This window comes from Achromobacter sp. 01N37, assembly GCF_056399725.1.
In genome coordinates this window covers 306,244-320,232 of the sequence record NZ_JBFTRX010000002.1, presented here as the reverse complement: position 1 = coordinate 320,232, position 13,989 = coordinate 306,244, and the positions used below count along the sequence as shown (strand labels likewise).

Here is a 13,989-nt window from a genome sequence, read left to right as displayed (position 1 = left end):
TCAGCGTTGCAACGGCGCCTTGGCCGTTTCCTTCGCCGCCAGCAGCGCCACCGCCGTCACGGCCAACGCAGCCGCCACGTACAGCGAAATAGCCAGCGTTGAATTCCACGACTTGTACAGGCTGGCGATGATCAGCGGCGCAAACCCGCCGCCCACAATGCCCGCCAGCGTGTACGCCAACGACGACCCGGCGTAGCGCACCCGGCCCGGGAACTGTTCGGTGATGAATGCGGCTTGCGGGCCGTACATCAGAGCGTGAATCAACAGGCCCACCACCACCGCCGCGCAAATGGCGATGGGGTGCGCCGTGTCCATCAGCACAAAGAACACGAACGCCCAGATCATGCCCAGCACCGCGCCCAACAGATACACCGGACGGCGGCCGATCTTGTCGGACAGCGCGCCGCACAGCGGCACCGCGATGGCGTTGAGCGCCGCGCCCAGCATCGTCGCCGTCAGCGCCATGGGCCGCGACAAGTGCAGCACCGTCGTCACGTAGGTCAGCGTGAAAACGACCACCAGCGCATACAAGACGTCGGAGCCAATGCGCGAACCGCCCGCGATCAGCAACTGGCGCCAGTGCTGGCCCAGCACTTCCTTGATGGGCGTGCTGGCGGTTTCCCGCTTTTCTTCCATCTCCCGAAACACCGGCGTTTCTTCGACGCCGCGGCGCAGCCACAAGCCGAACATCACCAGCGCCACGCTGGAGACGAACGGCACGCGCCAGCCCCACGACTGAAAATCTTCCGCGCTGAGAAATGCGGTGACGATGGCGATGAAGCCCGTGCCGATCAGCGTGCCGCACGACGGCCCAACCTGCGTGAACGAGGCGTTGCGGCCACGTTGGTGCGGCTTGCCATGTTCCATCGACAACAGCACCGCGCCCGCCCATTCGCCGCCCAAGGCCACGCCCTGCACGAAGCGCAACGCCACCAGCGCCACTGGCGCCCAGACGCCCCACGAGGCATAGGTGGGCAGCAGCCCCATCAGCCCGGTCGAAATGCCCATGATGACCAGGGTGGCAACCAGCACGAACTTGCGGCCCAGGCGGTCGCCCAGATGGCCGAAGACGAAGCCGCCCAGCGGCCGCGACACATAGCCCACCGCGTACGTCGAGAAGGCCAGGATGGTGCCCGTCAGCGGATCGAACGACGGGAAGAAGATCGAGTTGAAGACCAGCGCCGCCATCAGGTTGTAGATGGTGAAGTCGTACCACTCCAGTGTGGTGCCGACCGAGCTGGCCATTGCCAGCCGGCGCATCTTGTTGGGCGCACCGGCGGTGTCGGCCGCGGCCGACGCCGCGGGCAAGGTGTGTTCAGCCATGAGGTTCCCCTTGTTTTGTGATTCAGTGTTAGCGCAGATCGGACGCGTTCAGCTTCCAGCCCAGCTCAAGCAGCCAGGCTTGGGACGCGTCGGTCTTGAAGGCGGCGGCGGCCTGGTCACGCAAGGCCAATGCGCCCGCTTCGGTGCTGGCTTCCACGATGAAGATCGGCGCCAGCTGGCGCTGCTCGGTGGATTCACGCGGCAGCGGCGTGCTGAGCACCGGGTCAGGCACCAGCAGGTACGACTGCACGAAGCCATCCGCGCCTGACAACATCAGGCCCAGCTCGCGCGCCTGCACGATCAAGGCTTCGGCGGTATCCGTCATCGGCAAGGGCAGCACCACCAGTTGGCTGCCGCTGCCCGCGCCGATGACGGCTTCGACCGCGCACACGCGGCGCATCGGGTCGCGCATGCGGTCCAGGTTGGCCACCGACCACGGCGTCTGGCGTTCGAACGCGGCGCGGTAGTCGGCGGTGGTGAAGGCGCCCAGCGATTCGGTGCGGTACAGGCCCAGGTACTTGCGCCCGCCGTGGCGCGACACATAGCGTGCGCCAGACAGAAAGCCGGGAATGCGCACGCGTTCTTCCACGTGTTCGCGGTCGTACCAGCGGTTGAAATCGGGTTCGTCGGCGGCGGCCACGTCAGAAGCGACGAACAGCAGGCCATTGGGAAGCGAGGCAGAGGCGGCGGAATAGCTCATAAGCGGAAGACCAGGGTTCCAACAATTTCGGAAGGCCCAATCTTCGTCCGCCAGGCGGGGCGGCGACAAACGAGTAATTCTTCCTCACGGCAACAGAATTACTGAGCGCCACCCTAGGGATAACACTATTGCGCAGACCCGAAACGCGGCGCCACCACCGATGTCGTGAACTGGTCAGACGCGCGGCTGGCCAGCTCCGCCACCAGCCGGATGGCGTCCGACCCGGCGCTTTCCAGATAGCTCACCACCAGCAATTGCGGCGGCACGGGCACGTCACTGCGGATGACCTGCACTTCGCCGCGCGCCACGTATTCATACATGGGCGGCAGCGGCACCAGCGCCCGGCCAAAGCCGCTTTTCACCAGCCGCGCCAACGCCGACATCGAGCTCACGCAGTGCACCTTGCCTTGCGGCATGCCCGCTTCGCGATACAGCGCCTTCAAGGCCTCATGCGGTTGCGAACCCGGGCTCATCGTCAACACCGGCTCGCTCAGCAGTTGCTGCACGGTCAGCGATGGCTCGTCGCCCGCCGGCCCCACCCAGCCCATTTCCATCGGCAGGCAGGCGGTGCTGATGATGCCCGTGTCGCTGAGCAAATCGGTTTGCAGGGCGATGTCCAGCGTGCCTTCGCGCAAGCCGCGATGTAGTGCGCGCGTGGTTTCGGATGTCAGCTGCACCTCGATGCCGGGATACGTGGACTTCAGGTTCGTCAGGAAACCGATCAGCCACGTGTGCACCACGGTTTCGATCGCGCCAATGCGGACCAGGCCGAACACTTCGTCGCCGCGCTTGCCCAGCGACAGGATCTGCTGGCGGATTTCCAGCAGCCGTTCGCCGTAGTCCAGCAGCCGCGTGCCCACGGCAGTCAAACGCAATTCCTTGGCGTCGCGCTCGAACAGCCGCGCGCCGATATCTTCTTCCAGCGAGGCGATGCGATTGGCCACGGCGGCCTGGGTGATGTGGAGACGGTCGCTGGCGGCCCGGAAACTGCCCAGGCGCGCCGACCAGAGAAAGGCTTCGACGAAACGCGTATTCATGATCCATGCGCCGCGTGACGGCGCTCAACTCTTTTGCAAGCTCCGCGGCGGCGGGCCACGGCATGGCGACCATGCTACCGCCTTCCAGGCCGCTGCGCCGTGGCTGCTGCGGCCTGGAAGGCGCTAGCGGCTGCTTCTGGCGGACTGCCGCCGCGTTATGTCCCCTTCTATGGTGCGGCATGCACCAATGTGGCGCGCGCAAGGCACCAGCCCGATGCCCCGCGCCCCCGCGCCCCAGGGCGGAGCCGGCTTGCGCAAACCTGGCACGCGTTTTGCTTGATGACTGGTATGCAAGCTTGTCTACAAGACAGGCAACCGATCACTGCAACCCAGAACTCACCCCGCGCCCTTCAGGAGCCCTCATGATCAACCGCAATGCGCCCTTCGCTTTCAACGCCACCCGCCGCCGCCTGATCCAAGGCGCCGCAATGGGCGCCGCGACGCTGGCCGCGCCCGCCCTGGTGCGCGCGCAATCGGGCCCGGTGATCCGCATCGGCTTTTGGCCGGTTGCCGCCGGCCTGCCGTTCTACGCCGCGGTTGAGAAAGGCTATTTCAAGGAAGCGGGCCTGAACGTCGAACCGCTGAAGTTCGCCGGCGCGCAGCAGGTCATGGAAGCCATGCTGGCGGGCCGCGCAGACGGCAGCGCCAACGGCACGGGCTCGGCCAACCTGGCCATTGGCGAAATCGCGTCGCCGGGCTTGTTCAAGATTTTTGCGTCCAACCCCAGCAACGCCAAGAACGTGCTGGATGAGTTCATCGTCGCGAAAGACAGTCCCATCAAATCCATAGCAGACCTCAAGGGGAAAAAGGTCGGATCTGGACCCGGCATCCAGAACGCCACGCTGGCCAAAGCAGTACTGGAGCGCGCCGGCGCAACCGGGGCAACCGTGGTCGAGTTGGCAATCAGCCAGCACGTCGCCGCGGTTGCCGCCGGCCAGTTGGATGCGTGCTACACGCTGGAGCCCACGGGCACGGTGGGCCGGTTGAACGGCACCACGCGCGTGCTGGAAACGGGCGTCATCGCCAAGTACGTATTGGGCGATCCGATGGCGCCGTGGTTCGGCGGATCGGCTTCGCTGACCACCGCCTTCCTGAAGAAGCACCCCGAGGAAAGCAAGAAATTCATCGCCGCCTATGCGCGCGGCATCGAACTGATCCGCACCAAGCCGGCCGAAGCGCGCCCCTTCATGAAGGGCTACACCGCCATCGAAGGCCCCATGACCGAAGAAGTGCCGCTGGCCGCCTACACGCTCTACAACGAGTTCACGGCAAGCGACATCCAGTACTTCCAGAAATTCTTCGACCTGTTCACCGACAAGGGCATCTTTGCGCAAAAGGTCGACGTGTCGAGCATGCTTTACAAGGGCTGACCCATGCCAGCAACGACCGCAACTTCCGCAGCGGCAGCGGCAACGGGAAGCACCGTGGCCGTGGCCGTCGCACCAACGAAGGCATCGAGCGCCATGACATCCCCCTCCGCCACGAGCGCTGCGCCCGCCAAGCAGCCGCCTCGCAAATTCAACGGGACGCGGTTTCTACCGCTGATCGGCCCTCTGGCGCTGTTCATCGTGTGGGATCTGGTGGTGCGCCTGCAACTCGTCAGCCCCGTGCTGCTGCCCACGCCCAGCGCCACCATCGTCGCGCTGGTCAAGGGCCTGGCGGGCGGCCCGCTGCTGTGGGACTTCCTGGCGTCCTTGAACCGCACGTTGCAGGCGTTCGTGATTGCCGGCGTGATCGGCGTGCCGCTGGGCGTGCTGTTGGGCAGTAATGAAAAGGCGTATCGCAGCGTTGAGTTCCTGGTGGATTTCTTCCGCTCGACGCCGTCGTCTGCGCTGATCCCGTTGTTCCTGATGATCTTCGGCGTGACCGACATGAACAAGATTGCCATCGCCGCGTTTGCGGCCGTGCTGGTGATTCTGTTCAACAGCGCCTACGGCGTCATCAATGCGCGCAAGCAGCGCGTGATGGCGGCGCGGGTGATGGGCGCCTCGCGTTGGCAGATCTTCAAAGACGTGCTGATCTGGGAAAGCCTGCAACCCACGTTCGTAGGCCTGCGCAGCGGGGTGTCGATGGCGCTGGTGATCGTGATCGTGGCCGAGATGTTCATCGGCTCCGACAGCGGCCTGGGCAATCGCATCATCAATGCCCAGCAGGTGTTGAACGTGCGCGAGATGTACGCGGCTATCTTGGCCGCGGGCGCCTTGGGCTATGTGCTGAACATCCTTTTTCTTGTGCTGGAAAAGCGCGTGGTCCATTGGAGCGGCCGATAAATGTCCACCGTCATCAACCCCATCATCGCCCCCGGCCCTGCCGCCGCGCCCTTTGCGCCCGGCCCGCTGGGCACGCACATCACCATCCGCGGCCTGACCAAGTATTTCGCGGGCTGGCCGCTGTATGAAGACTTCAACCTGGACATCCCCAAGGGCAAGATCGTCTCGGTGTTCGGCCCCAACGGCTGCGGAAAATCCACGCTGATCAACATGATCGCGGGGCTGATTCCCATCGACGCAGGCGAGATCCTGTTCGACGGCAAGTCGCTGGCGCAGACGAAGATCGGCTACGTGTTCCAGAACTATCGCGAGGCCATGTTCCCGTGGCTGCGCACCATCGACAACATCGCGTACCCGCTGCGTCTGGAAGGCCGCAGCAAGGCCGAAGTGGATGCGCGCGTGGAAGAGCTGGTGGCGTCGTTTGACGTCAAGTTCGACCTGAAGCGGTATCCCTATGAATTGTCGGGCGGGCAGCAGCAGACGGCGTCCATCATGCGGGCGCTGGCCCCCGGCCCAGAAGTGCTGTTCCTGGACGAGCCGTTCTCGGCGCTGGACTTCGAGATGACGCTGTTCATCCGCGAAAAACTGCAAGAAGTGTTCTTGCAGACGGGCACGACCATGCTGCTGGTGTCGCACGACCTGGAAGAGGCTGTGTACCTGGCGGACCAGGTGCTGCTCTTGACCAAGCGGCCCACGCGCGTGGCCGAGATTCTGGACTACACCGACGCCCGCCCCCGCACCGTGGAAACCTTGTCGGAACCCAGCTTCATCCAGATGAAGAAACTGAGCCTGGAGATTTTCCAGCGCGAAGTGCGCAAGTGATTTTGAGTACGCTTTAACCCCCAGCAGCAACCATCCAGTCTATCGGGAGCATCCGCCATGACCCAGGAAACCATCGATCAATACGTGCGTAGCGCCTTGGCGTTATCGGGCTACGCGTTGCGCGAATCCACCACGGCGGAAGTCGTGCAGCAGTTCTCGCGCATCCACGACATTGCGGCCAGCTTCGTTGACGAGCCGCTGCCGGTGGAACTGGAATCGGCTTCGGTGTTCCGTCCGTGAGCGGCCCCGCCATCGACATCGCCCGCCAGGTCGCCAGCGGCGAACGCACCGCCGTTGCGGTGCTGGACGCCACGCTGGCCGGCGTGCGCGCGCGCGATCCCCACTACAACAGCTTCACGCTGGTCACCGAAACCCGCGCGCGCCAGGAAGCCGCCGCCATCGACGCGCGCCGCGCTCGCGGCGAGGCCTTGCCGCCGCTGGCGGGCGTGCCGTACGCCGTCAAGAATCTGTTCGACATCGCCGGCGAAGTGACGCTGGCGGGCGGAAAGGTCAACGCGTCCAATCCCCCTGCCCGCCACGATGCCCGCCTGGTCACGCGTCTGCGCGACGCGGGCGCCGTGCTGATCGGCGCGCTGAACATGGACGAGCACGCCTACGGCTTCACCACGGAAAACTCACACTACGGCGCCTGCCACAACCCGCATGACGTGACCCGCATTGCGGGCGGTTCGTCCGGCGGCAGCGCGGCCGCCGTCGCGGGCGGACTGGTGCCGCTGGCGCTGGGGTCGGATACCAATGGCTCCATCCGCGTGCCGGCGTCGCTGTGCGGCATCTTCGGCCTGAAGCCCACCTATGGCCGCCTGCCGCGCACGGGGTCGTTTCCCTTTGTGGGCAGCCTGGATCATCTGGGCCCCTTCGCGGCCAGCGCCAGCGACCTGGCCGCTGCCTATGACGCACTGCAAGGGCCGGACGCGGATGACGCCGCGTGCGCGCAACGCGCGGCTGAGCCCGTGCTGCCGACGCTTGCCCACGGCGCGCGCAAGCTGCGCGTGGCGGTGCTGGGCGGCTACTTCCATGACTGGGCCGGCCCGCAAGCCCGCCGCGCCGTCGAGATCGCCGCGCGTGCGTTGGACGCCACCGCCATCGTCGAACTGCCCGGCGCCACGCAAGCCCGCGCCGCCGCGTTCATCATCACGGCAGCCGAAGGCGGCGCCTTGCATCGCGGCAAGCTCATCTCGCACTACGACGACTACGAACCCAATTCGCGCGACCGCCTGGTGGCTGGCAGCCTGGTGCCTGCGGCCTGGGTGCAGCAGGCGCAACGCATCCGCTACCGCGTCTATCGCGAGGCGCTGGCGCTGTTCGACCAGTACGACGTACTGATCGCGCCTGCCACACCCGTGTCGGCCACGCCCATCGGCACCGACTGGCTGACGCTGGCCGGCAAGGAACTGCCCGCGCGCGCCAGCATGGGCTTGTTGACGCAGCCCATCTCGTGCATCGGCCTGCCTGTCTGCACCGCGCCCACCTGGCCGGAAACGGAACAGGATGGCCACTTGCCGTTAGGCGTGCAACTGATCGGCGCGCCCTGGCGCGAGGCCGATTGCCTGAGCGCCGCCTATGCGCTGGAACAAGCCGGCGCCGCACGCGTGCGGCCCGTCTGACCGATCAGCCACTTCGCCACGTTCTCACGCTCGATTCGCACCCAAGGCCACGCAATGGAAACCGCTTTCGCCGCCATCGACATGCCGCGCACCCTGGCCGATTCGGCCTATAGCGCGCTGAAACGCGACATCCTTGATTTCCGGCTAGCGCCGGGCGACCGCTTCACCGAAACCGAAATCGCCGACCGCTTGCAGGTCAGCCGCACGCCGGTGCGCGAAGCCTTGTTCCGGCTCGAGCGCGAAGGCTATCTGGAAGTGCGCCAGCGCAACGGCTGGCTGGTGAAGCCGCTGGACTTCAACACGCTGGATCACTTCTACGAATTGCGCAGCGTGCTGGAAACCGCCGCGGTGCACGCGTTGTGCGCGCCCGGCCAGGGGCCAGACCCGCTACGCGCGCTGCAATCGCTGGCGGACGTCTGGCTGGTCGATGAGAGCGGCCATTCGAGCGACGGCGAATGGCTGGCCGACCTGGACGAACGCTTCCATATCGACCTGGTGGCGGCGGCCGGCAACCCCGAGATCTCGCGCGTGCATCGCGCGGCCACGGAACGTATCCGCATTGTGCGCAGGCTGGACTTCACGCAGCAGGACCGCATCCACAAGACATATGAGGAACACGGCGCGATTCTGCGCGCCGTGCTGGCTCGCGATGCGGCCAGCGCCGTGCCGCTGCTGCAAGCGCATATCCAGGACAGTCAGAACGCCGTGCGCAAGATCACCTTGCACCGGCTGTATTCCACGCGCCATGCGAAGGCGGCATGACGCGCGGAGCACGCTGCGTGTTTCCCCGCAGAACGCGCGCAACACGCTGAGTGTTTCGCCGCATAACGCGCGCAGCACGCTGAGTGTTTCGCCGCATAACGCCCCGCATCACGCCCCGAATCACCCCGCGCGCAGCCAGCGTTGCAGCACGCGCGAGATGACGGGGATGCAGATGAACACCATGATCGGCGTCAGGATCACGCTTGTGATCAGCACGCGCCAGAACACCGGCAGGATGCTCAAGTGCTCGCTGACCAGAATCGAGAACACCAGCAGCACCGGAAAGTAAGCCAGCCAGATGCTGACGGCTTGCTTCCAGCGCGGCGGCGCGCTGGCGGCGGTGGGCGCGAACCAGCTGTCCGTGCCGCTGACCTTGCGTTCATGGCTGGCGCGTACCAGCTTCGCGCCGCGTTCCAGCCACATGCGCCGCGGCAGCGACTTTTCCCAACGGTTCAGGCTCGCCTCATCCGTGAAGCGCAGCACGATCTGATATTGGTCGCCGCCTTCGGGCGGTTGCAGCACGCCCGAGCCCAGAAAGCCGGGAAAGCCCGCCGCCAGAATTTCGCCCTGGCGCATCCAGGACAGAAAATCGCTATAGCGTTCAGGCGCAATATGGCGGGTGACCAGCATGGTGACCGGGGCGGAAACAGCGGAACTGGACATGATGGAACTCCTGGGCAGCGGGTGTAGCTTGTTATGTCGTGCGGTGCAGTGCGGACATCGTGCGGACGCAGTGCAAATGCAGTCTGAATGCAGTGCGCAAAATGCAGTCTGAATGCGTACGAATGCAGTAGTAACCCTAGCAAGCTGCGTGCCAGGTATTCGGCATCGCTTTTTCCCCCGGGGCGAGTGCGTATCAACGGAGCCCGTTGGAATTGACGCACCGCAGCAGACACCATATTGGTGATTACCCCTACAACTCGCACTGTTTTGGTGCAACCGGAGTCTTACGCATGGATATCAATTTGCCCGACGTCGTGGCTGAAGTGACAGCCGCATTTGAGCAGTATGAAACGGCGCTGGTCGCGAACGACGTCGAGGTGCTGGACACGCTGTTCTGGAACAGCCCGCATACGCTGCGCTACGGCGCCAGCGAAAACCTGTATGGCTACGATGCCATCCGCGCATTTCGCGCCGGACGTTCGCCGCAAGGCCTGGCCCGCCGCGTGCTGCGCACCGCCATCACCACCTACGGCACCGACTTCGCCACCGCCAACCTGGAATTCCAGCGCGACGGCAGTGACCGCATTGGCCGTCAGAGCCAGACATGGATGCGCACACCGCAAGGCTGGCGCGTGGTGTCCGCGCATGTCAGCCTGATGAGCTGAAGCGTTGGCCGGACCGCGCAGGGCACGGCATAACACTGAAGCGTTGGCCGCACCGCGCTAAACGCGGCATAACAATATGTGCAATCAGGATTGAGCACGTCACCGTCCAGGTCTACACTGGACTTTCCCTTTTCCGTTGGAGCCCCCACCCATGAGCACATACAAGATTGCGGTTTTCGTCGGAAGCCTGCGTGCCGCATCGATCAATCTGCGACTGGCGCGTGCGCTGGAAAAGCTGGTCCCTGCCGACTTCAAGTTTGAGTATGTGAGCCTGGGCGACATCCCGCTCTACAACCAGGACAACGAGAACAACCTGCCCGCGCCGGCCGCCAAGCTGAAGCAACAGATCGCCGATGCGCAAGGCATCCTTTTCGTCTCCCCCGAACACAACCGTTCGCTGCCCGCCGCACTGAAAAACGCCATTGACTGGGGCTCGCGCCCGTGGGGCCAGAACTCGTGGCCGGGCAAAGCCGTGGGCATTGTCGGCGCCTCGCCCAGCGCTGCGGGTACCGCGATGATGCAGCAGCACCTGCGCAACATCCTGGCCGCCGAAGGCGCCAACGCGCTCACCACACCGGAAGTGTTCTTGCAGTACGCAGAAGGCCTGGTCGATGATCAGTTCACCATCACCAACGAAGGCACGCGCAAATTCCTGCAAGGCTGGATCGACCGCTACGTCGACTGGGTCAAGAAACAGAACGCCTGATCGCCGCCGCTGCCGGCAGCGCGCAAGCCTGCCGGCGCCGATCGCCCGATCTACCTCCGGGCGATCAAGCCCCCCGATACGTCGGGGGGCTTTTTTTTATAGGACGAATCCGTCACTGCACGCCACGCGTACGGCCGAGCCACTGACTATCATTCAAGGGTTCAGTGGCTTGCCATGCATTTTGGCGGAGGAGTGATGGTCATCCCGTTCTTGATACTCAGCCCACTTGCGATGATGTGGCTGTTGGCGCTCTGGCATCACCCGCCTGCACGACGGCAAGTCCGCGTTGTGTGGCACATTTTCTTGCACGCCCTGACAAAGCCCGTAGGAAAACAGCGGGATGCCTTTGCACACTTCTTCGCTGGCATCGCGATTGCAAGCGGGGTGGGCGCCACCTCCGTCGCATTTGAGACCCACCCGGAACTAACGGCGTGGACATGGTATTTAAAACTCGCCGCGCTGATTGTGGTGCTGATTGTGGCGTTGTCGCTAGCCAGCCTTTGCTACATCAGGCACCACCCTCGCAGGCATCAAGGAGACAAACATGGTGTTCGGTACCCTCGTTATGGTGGGCTTGTGCGCCGCCCTGATCGTCTTCGGCTTGTACGTCGGCACCAACATCATCAAGGCTGACCGCAAGGCGCGGCTCCAGGAATTGCGGCGCCGCCGGCAATGGCGCCGGCCTGTATAACCGGCGCGATAAGCCGTGCCCAGCGGATAGGCTCCACACTTATCCCCGCCAACTGTGGAGAAGGTTGAGGACAGTCTTGGGGTAGAGTCAAAATTCCCTGCCCTGCCAAGCACTTGCAAGGGCTGATCAAACACTGCGCAATCCTCCTTTTGGATGAGTTTTGGCGTGTTTATTCACAAAAAGCCTGGATGTCCGTCCAGGCTTTTTTCATACCTGCTTTCACCTGTGCATTTGTCCCAGCATTCTGTGGACAAGCATGAGGACAGTCTGAGGGCAGGTCGGAAATAGCCTGTGATATCAATGTCCTGCAAGGGGTGGTCAAGAAAGGCCCATTGCCGCGTTTTGACGCCCCGGGTTGTCCCCGCCAAATGTGGATAAGCCTGAGGACAGTATGCCGGTACTCGCGAAAAACCTTTGCACACCAACGACTTGCAAGATGCGGGCAAGAAACGCTCAACAGCGCATCATCGCCGCCCTGCCCGCCAGACCCTCGCCGCACTCGCCATCCGCTGGGGATAACGGCATAGGCTTGTCCCCATGGAATGTGGACAAGCCTATGAACAGTCGGATAACAAGCCTGAAAAGTCCTTACCCGACAAGCACTTGGAAGGCGTGATCAAAAAAGACGCAGCGACGGAATTACTTGTCGCCTTCCAGACGCATGCCGATCTTCAAACCGACCTGCCAGTGCGCCACTTTGCCGTCCTTGATGTGGCCACGCACTTCGGTGACCTCGAACCAATCCAGATTGCGCAGCGTTTCCGAAGCACGCTCGATCGCTTTCGCGATGGCGTCGTCGGTGGACTTGGTGGAAGAACCCACCAATTCTATTTGCTTGTACACATGATTCGACATAGCTCGTCTCCGCTAAGGGGGGTGAGTTGTGAATCGCCGGCGTGCGGCCATGTTCCGGTGCTTACGACCGGCAATTCATTCGAACACACAGCATACGCCCGCAGCGCTATCGTGGTGTTACGAGTTCCGTCGCACGGTCTCGACTCGCGACGCACTCTGTTTTTTCAACTCGGCAAGGAGACCACCATGCCAGAAAGAAAAACACTGGAACGGGCCAAGCGCGACAAGCGCGAGGGCAAGTCGGCATCCACGCAGGCCGGCGAATTCGTGCGTGAAGAAATTGACCATGTGCGCGAAGGCAAGCACGGCGTGCGGTCCAGCAAGCAGGCGATTGCGATCGGGCTGTCCAAGGCGCGGCGGGCAGGGGTGAAGCTCCCGGCGTCTAAAAGCGCCAGCCCCGCCACGAAGCGCAAGGCCGAGCAGGATTCCCATGCGGCCAAGGACGGCCACGCCAAATCCACGACACGGTCACGCGCCACCACCACCGCCTTGAAGAAGGAAAGCGCCAAGCCGGCATCACGTGCCGCGTTGTCGCGGCAGGCCAGCAAGACCGCCAGCCGTCGCACTGCGGCTGACCGGTCTGCCGCGGCGAAAAAGGCGGCCGCCACGAAGGGCGCTGCCGGCCGGTCGGCGGCGGCGAAGAAGGCGGCCCACACGCGTGCAATGAACAAGCGGGCGGCAAGCGGCCATCAACGCGCGGCGCATTGAACGGTGGACGATCGCCCGATGCGCAGCAGCCGCGACCTGTATCAGCCGCAAGACGCGTCGATCCGATACGCATATGTCCGATGCGCATCTGTCCGATGCGCGTCTGTCTGAAACGCGTCTGTCTGAAACGCGCCCGCTCCGATGCCCCCTAGCCCGCGTCGAACTGCCTGAAGCGTTCCTGCAAAAACTCGCGCATGCGTTTGACGGCGGGTGACAGCAGCATGCGATGCACGCACAGCAGGTAGAGCGGCGACGGCTCGGTGACGTAGTCGGGCAGCAGTTCAACCAGCCGGCCCGCGCGCAGGTCGGACAGCACGTCGTAACGCGACTTGTAGGCGATGCCGTGGCCGGCCAGCGCCCAGCGGCGCACCAGGTCGCCATCGTCGCCGACGCGGTCGCCCTTGATGGGCACGGTGGTACTGGTGCCGTCGCGTTCGAACGTCCAGCGGTCGTGCAGGGTTTCGCCCAGCACGAAGGACAGGCAATTGTGGCGGCGCAGGTCAGCCGGTGCTTGCGGCACGCCATGGCGCGCCAGATACGCGGGTGATGCACACACCACGCGGCGGTTGTGTTCGGCCAGCGGCAAGGCCACCAGCGCGGAATCGTTGGGCGTGCCGTAGCGGATGGCGATGTCGACCGGCTGGCGGTACAGATCCGCAAGCCGGTCGCTGATGCGCACCTGGAAGCTCACGCGTGAATGCTGCTGCTGAAAGTCATCCAACCACGGCAACAGCACATTGCGCCCCAGGTCAGACGGTATGGAAACGGACAGCGTGCCGGAGATGGCGGTCTTGTCGCGCGCCATGGCGTTCTTGCCTGCTTCCAGCGTCGAAATCGCCGAGCGCGCGTACTCCAGGTAACGCTCGCCGTCGCCGGTCAGGCGCAGGCTGCGTGTCGAGCGCACGAACAATCGGGTCTCAAGCGTCAGTTCCAGGCGTTTGAGCGCAGCACTGGCGACGGCGGGCGTCAGATCCAGTTCCCGCGCGGCGGCCGAAAAACTGCCGTGGTCGGCCGCCGCCACAAAGATCCTCAAGTCCTCGAACCGGACCATGATTGCCCCATTTTCAAAAAATTATTGAAACTGAGTGCGATGCTAGCCGGTTTTTCATCGCTGCAGAGTGGGTAATCATGGACCCGTTCCCCCACATTCCTGGAGTCACCG

General features: G+C 64.0%; 16 protein-coding genes. 10 read left to right on the top strand and 6 right to left on the bottom strand.

Features of this window, described 5'->3' with window-relative positions; translation table 11 throughout:
* The 3 genes from AC1DSJ_RS04710 to AC1DSJ_RS04700 form a co-directional block, all read right to left on the bottom strand.
* Window positions 1-1,323 (bottom strand): MFS transporter, encoded by a 1,323-nt coding sequence (locus AC1DSJ_RS04710; protein WP_175171773.1) that lies wholly within the window; start codon window positions 1,321-1,323, stop codon window positions 1-3.
* A gap of 28 nt (window positions 1,324-1,351) precedes the next feature.
* Window positions 1,352-2,023, bottom strand: a complete 672-nt coding sequence (locus tag AC1DSJ_RS04705; RefSeq protein ID WP_346550746.1) for a hypothetical protein — start codon at window positions 2,021-2,023, stop codon at window positions 1,352-1,354.
* A gap of 125 nt (window positions 2,024-2,148) precedes the next feature.
* A complete protein-coding gene (locus tag AC1DSJ_RS04700) occupies window positions 2,149-3,060 on the bottom strand; it encodes a LysR family transcriptional regulator (protein ID WP_175171777.1) in 912 nt (303 codons plus the stop codon).
* Between the two features lie 362 nt (window positions 3,061-3,422).
* On the opposite strand from AC1DSJ_RS04700, the gene AC1DSJ_RS04695 reads away from it, so the two are divergent.
* From AC1DSJ_RS04695 to AC1DSJ_RS04670, 6 genes are all read left to right on the top strand, one after another.
* Entirely contained in the window at window positions 3,423-4,430 is a 1,008-nt protein-coding gene (locus tag AC1DSJ_RS04695) for an ABC transporter substrate-binding protein (protein ID WP_054426592.1), read from the top strand.
* A 93-nt stretch (window positions 4,431-4,523) separates the two neighbouring features.
* Window positions 4,524-5,330 (top strand): ABC transporter permease, encoded by an 807-nt coding sequence (locus AC1DSJ_RS04690; protein WP_054426593.1) that lies wholly within the window; start codon window positions 4,524-4,526, stop codon window positions 5,328-5,330.
* Window positions 5,331-6,152, top strand: a complete 822-nt coding sequence (locus AC1DSJ_RS04685; protein ID WP_054426594.1) for an ABC transporter ATP-binding protein — start codon at window positions 5,331-5,333, stop codon at window positions 6,150-6,152.
* Between the two features lie 57 nt (window positions 6,153-6,209).
* The gene (locus tag AC1DSJ_RS04680; RefSeq protein ID WP_054426595.1) at window positions 6,210-6,392 is read left to right on the top strand and encodes a DUF4089 domain-containing protein; all 183 of its coding nucleotides are present in this window, start codon (window positions 6,210-6,212) and stop codon (window positions 6,390-6,392) included.
* A complete protein-coding gene (locus tag AC1DSJ_RS04675) occupies window positions 6,389-7,777 on the top strand; it encodes an AtzE family amidohydrolase (protein ID WP_441371485.1) in 1,389 nt (462 codons plus the stop codon). Before AC1DSJ_RS04680 ends, AC1DSJ_RS04675 begins: the two co-directional genes overlap by 4 nt.
* A 54-nt stretch (window positions 7,778-7,831) precedes the next feature.
* The gene (locus tag AC1DSJ_RS04670) at window positions 7,832-8,539 is read left to right on the top strand and encodes a GntR family transcriptional regulator (protein WP_054426597.1); all 708 of its coding nucleotides are present in this window, start codon (window positions 7,832-7,834) and stop codon (window positions 8,537-8,539) included.
* 120 nt (window positions 8,540-8,659) lie between these two features.
* On the opposite strand, the gene AC1DSJ_RS04665 is transcribed toward AC1DSJ_RS04670, so the two are convergent.
* Window positions 8,660-9,202, bottom strand: a complete 543-nt coding sequence (locus tag AC1DSJ_RS04665) for an antibiotic biosynthesis monooxygenase (protein ID WP_054426598.1) — start codon at window positions 9,200-9,202, stop codon at window positions 8,660-8,662.
* Between the two features lie 290 nt (window positions 9,203-9,492).
* Between AC1DSJ_RS04665 and hpxZ the strand changes: the two genes are divergently transcribed.
* The 3 genes from hpxZ (at window position 9,493) to AC1DSJ_RS04650 (ending at window position 11,264) form a co-directional block, all read left to right on the top strand.
* On the top strand, window positions 9,493-9,867 hold the full coding sequence (gene hpxZ / locus AC1DSJ_RS04660; protein ID WP_054426599.1) for an oxalurate catabolism protein HpxZ: 375 nt from the start codon (window positions 9,493-9,495) through the stop codon (window positions 9,865-9,867).
* 151 nt (window positions 9,868-10,018) lie between these two features.
* Entirely contained in the window at window positions 10,019-10,573 is a 555-nt protein-coding gene (locus tag AC1DSJ_RS04655; RefSeq protein WP_054426600.1) for an NADPH-dependent FMN reductase, read from the top strand.
* A 544-nt stretch (window positions 10,574-11,117) separates the two neighbouring features.
* Window positions 11,118-11,264 (top strand): hypothetical protein, encoded by a 147-nt coding sequence (locus tag AC1DSJ_RS04650; protein WP_156336903.1) that lies wholly within the window; start codon window positions 11,118-11,120, stop codon window positions 11,262-11,264.
* A gap of 639 nt (window positions 11,265-11,903) precedes the next feature.
* Here the strand turns inward: AC1DSJ_RS04650 and AC1DSJ_RS04645 are convergent.
* A complete protein-coding gene (locus AC1DSJ_RS04645; RefSeq protein WP_054426601.1) occupies window positions 11,904-12,119 on the bottom strand; it encodes a dodecin in 216 nt (71 codons plus the stop codon).
* A gap of 186 nt (window positions 12,120-12,305) precedes the next feature.
* On the opposite strand from AC1DSJ_RS04645, the gene AC1DSJ_RS04640 reads away from it, so the two are divergent.
* Window positions 12,306-12,827, top strand: coding sequence for a DUF6496 domain-containing protein (locus AC1DSJ_RS04640; protein WP_441371484.1), 522 nt, complete (start codon window positions 12,306-12,308; stop codon window positions 12,825-12,827).
* Between the two features lie 148 nt (window positions 12,828-12,975).
* Here the strand turns inward: AC1DSJ_RS04640 and AC1DSJ_RS04635 are convergent, their stop codons facing one another.
* A complete protein-coding gene (locus AC1DSJ_RS04635) occupies window positions 12,976-13,878 on the bottom strand; it encodes a LysR family transcriptional regulator (RefSeq protein WP_346550756.1) in 903 nt (300 codons plus the stop codon).
* Window positions 13,879-13,989: the final 111 nt, after the last annotated feature.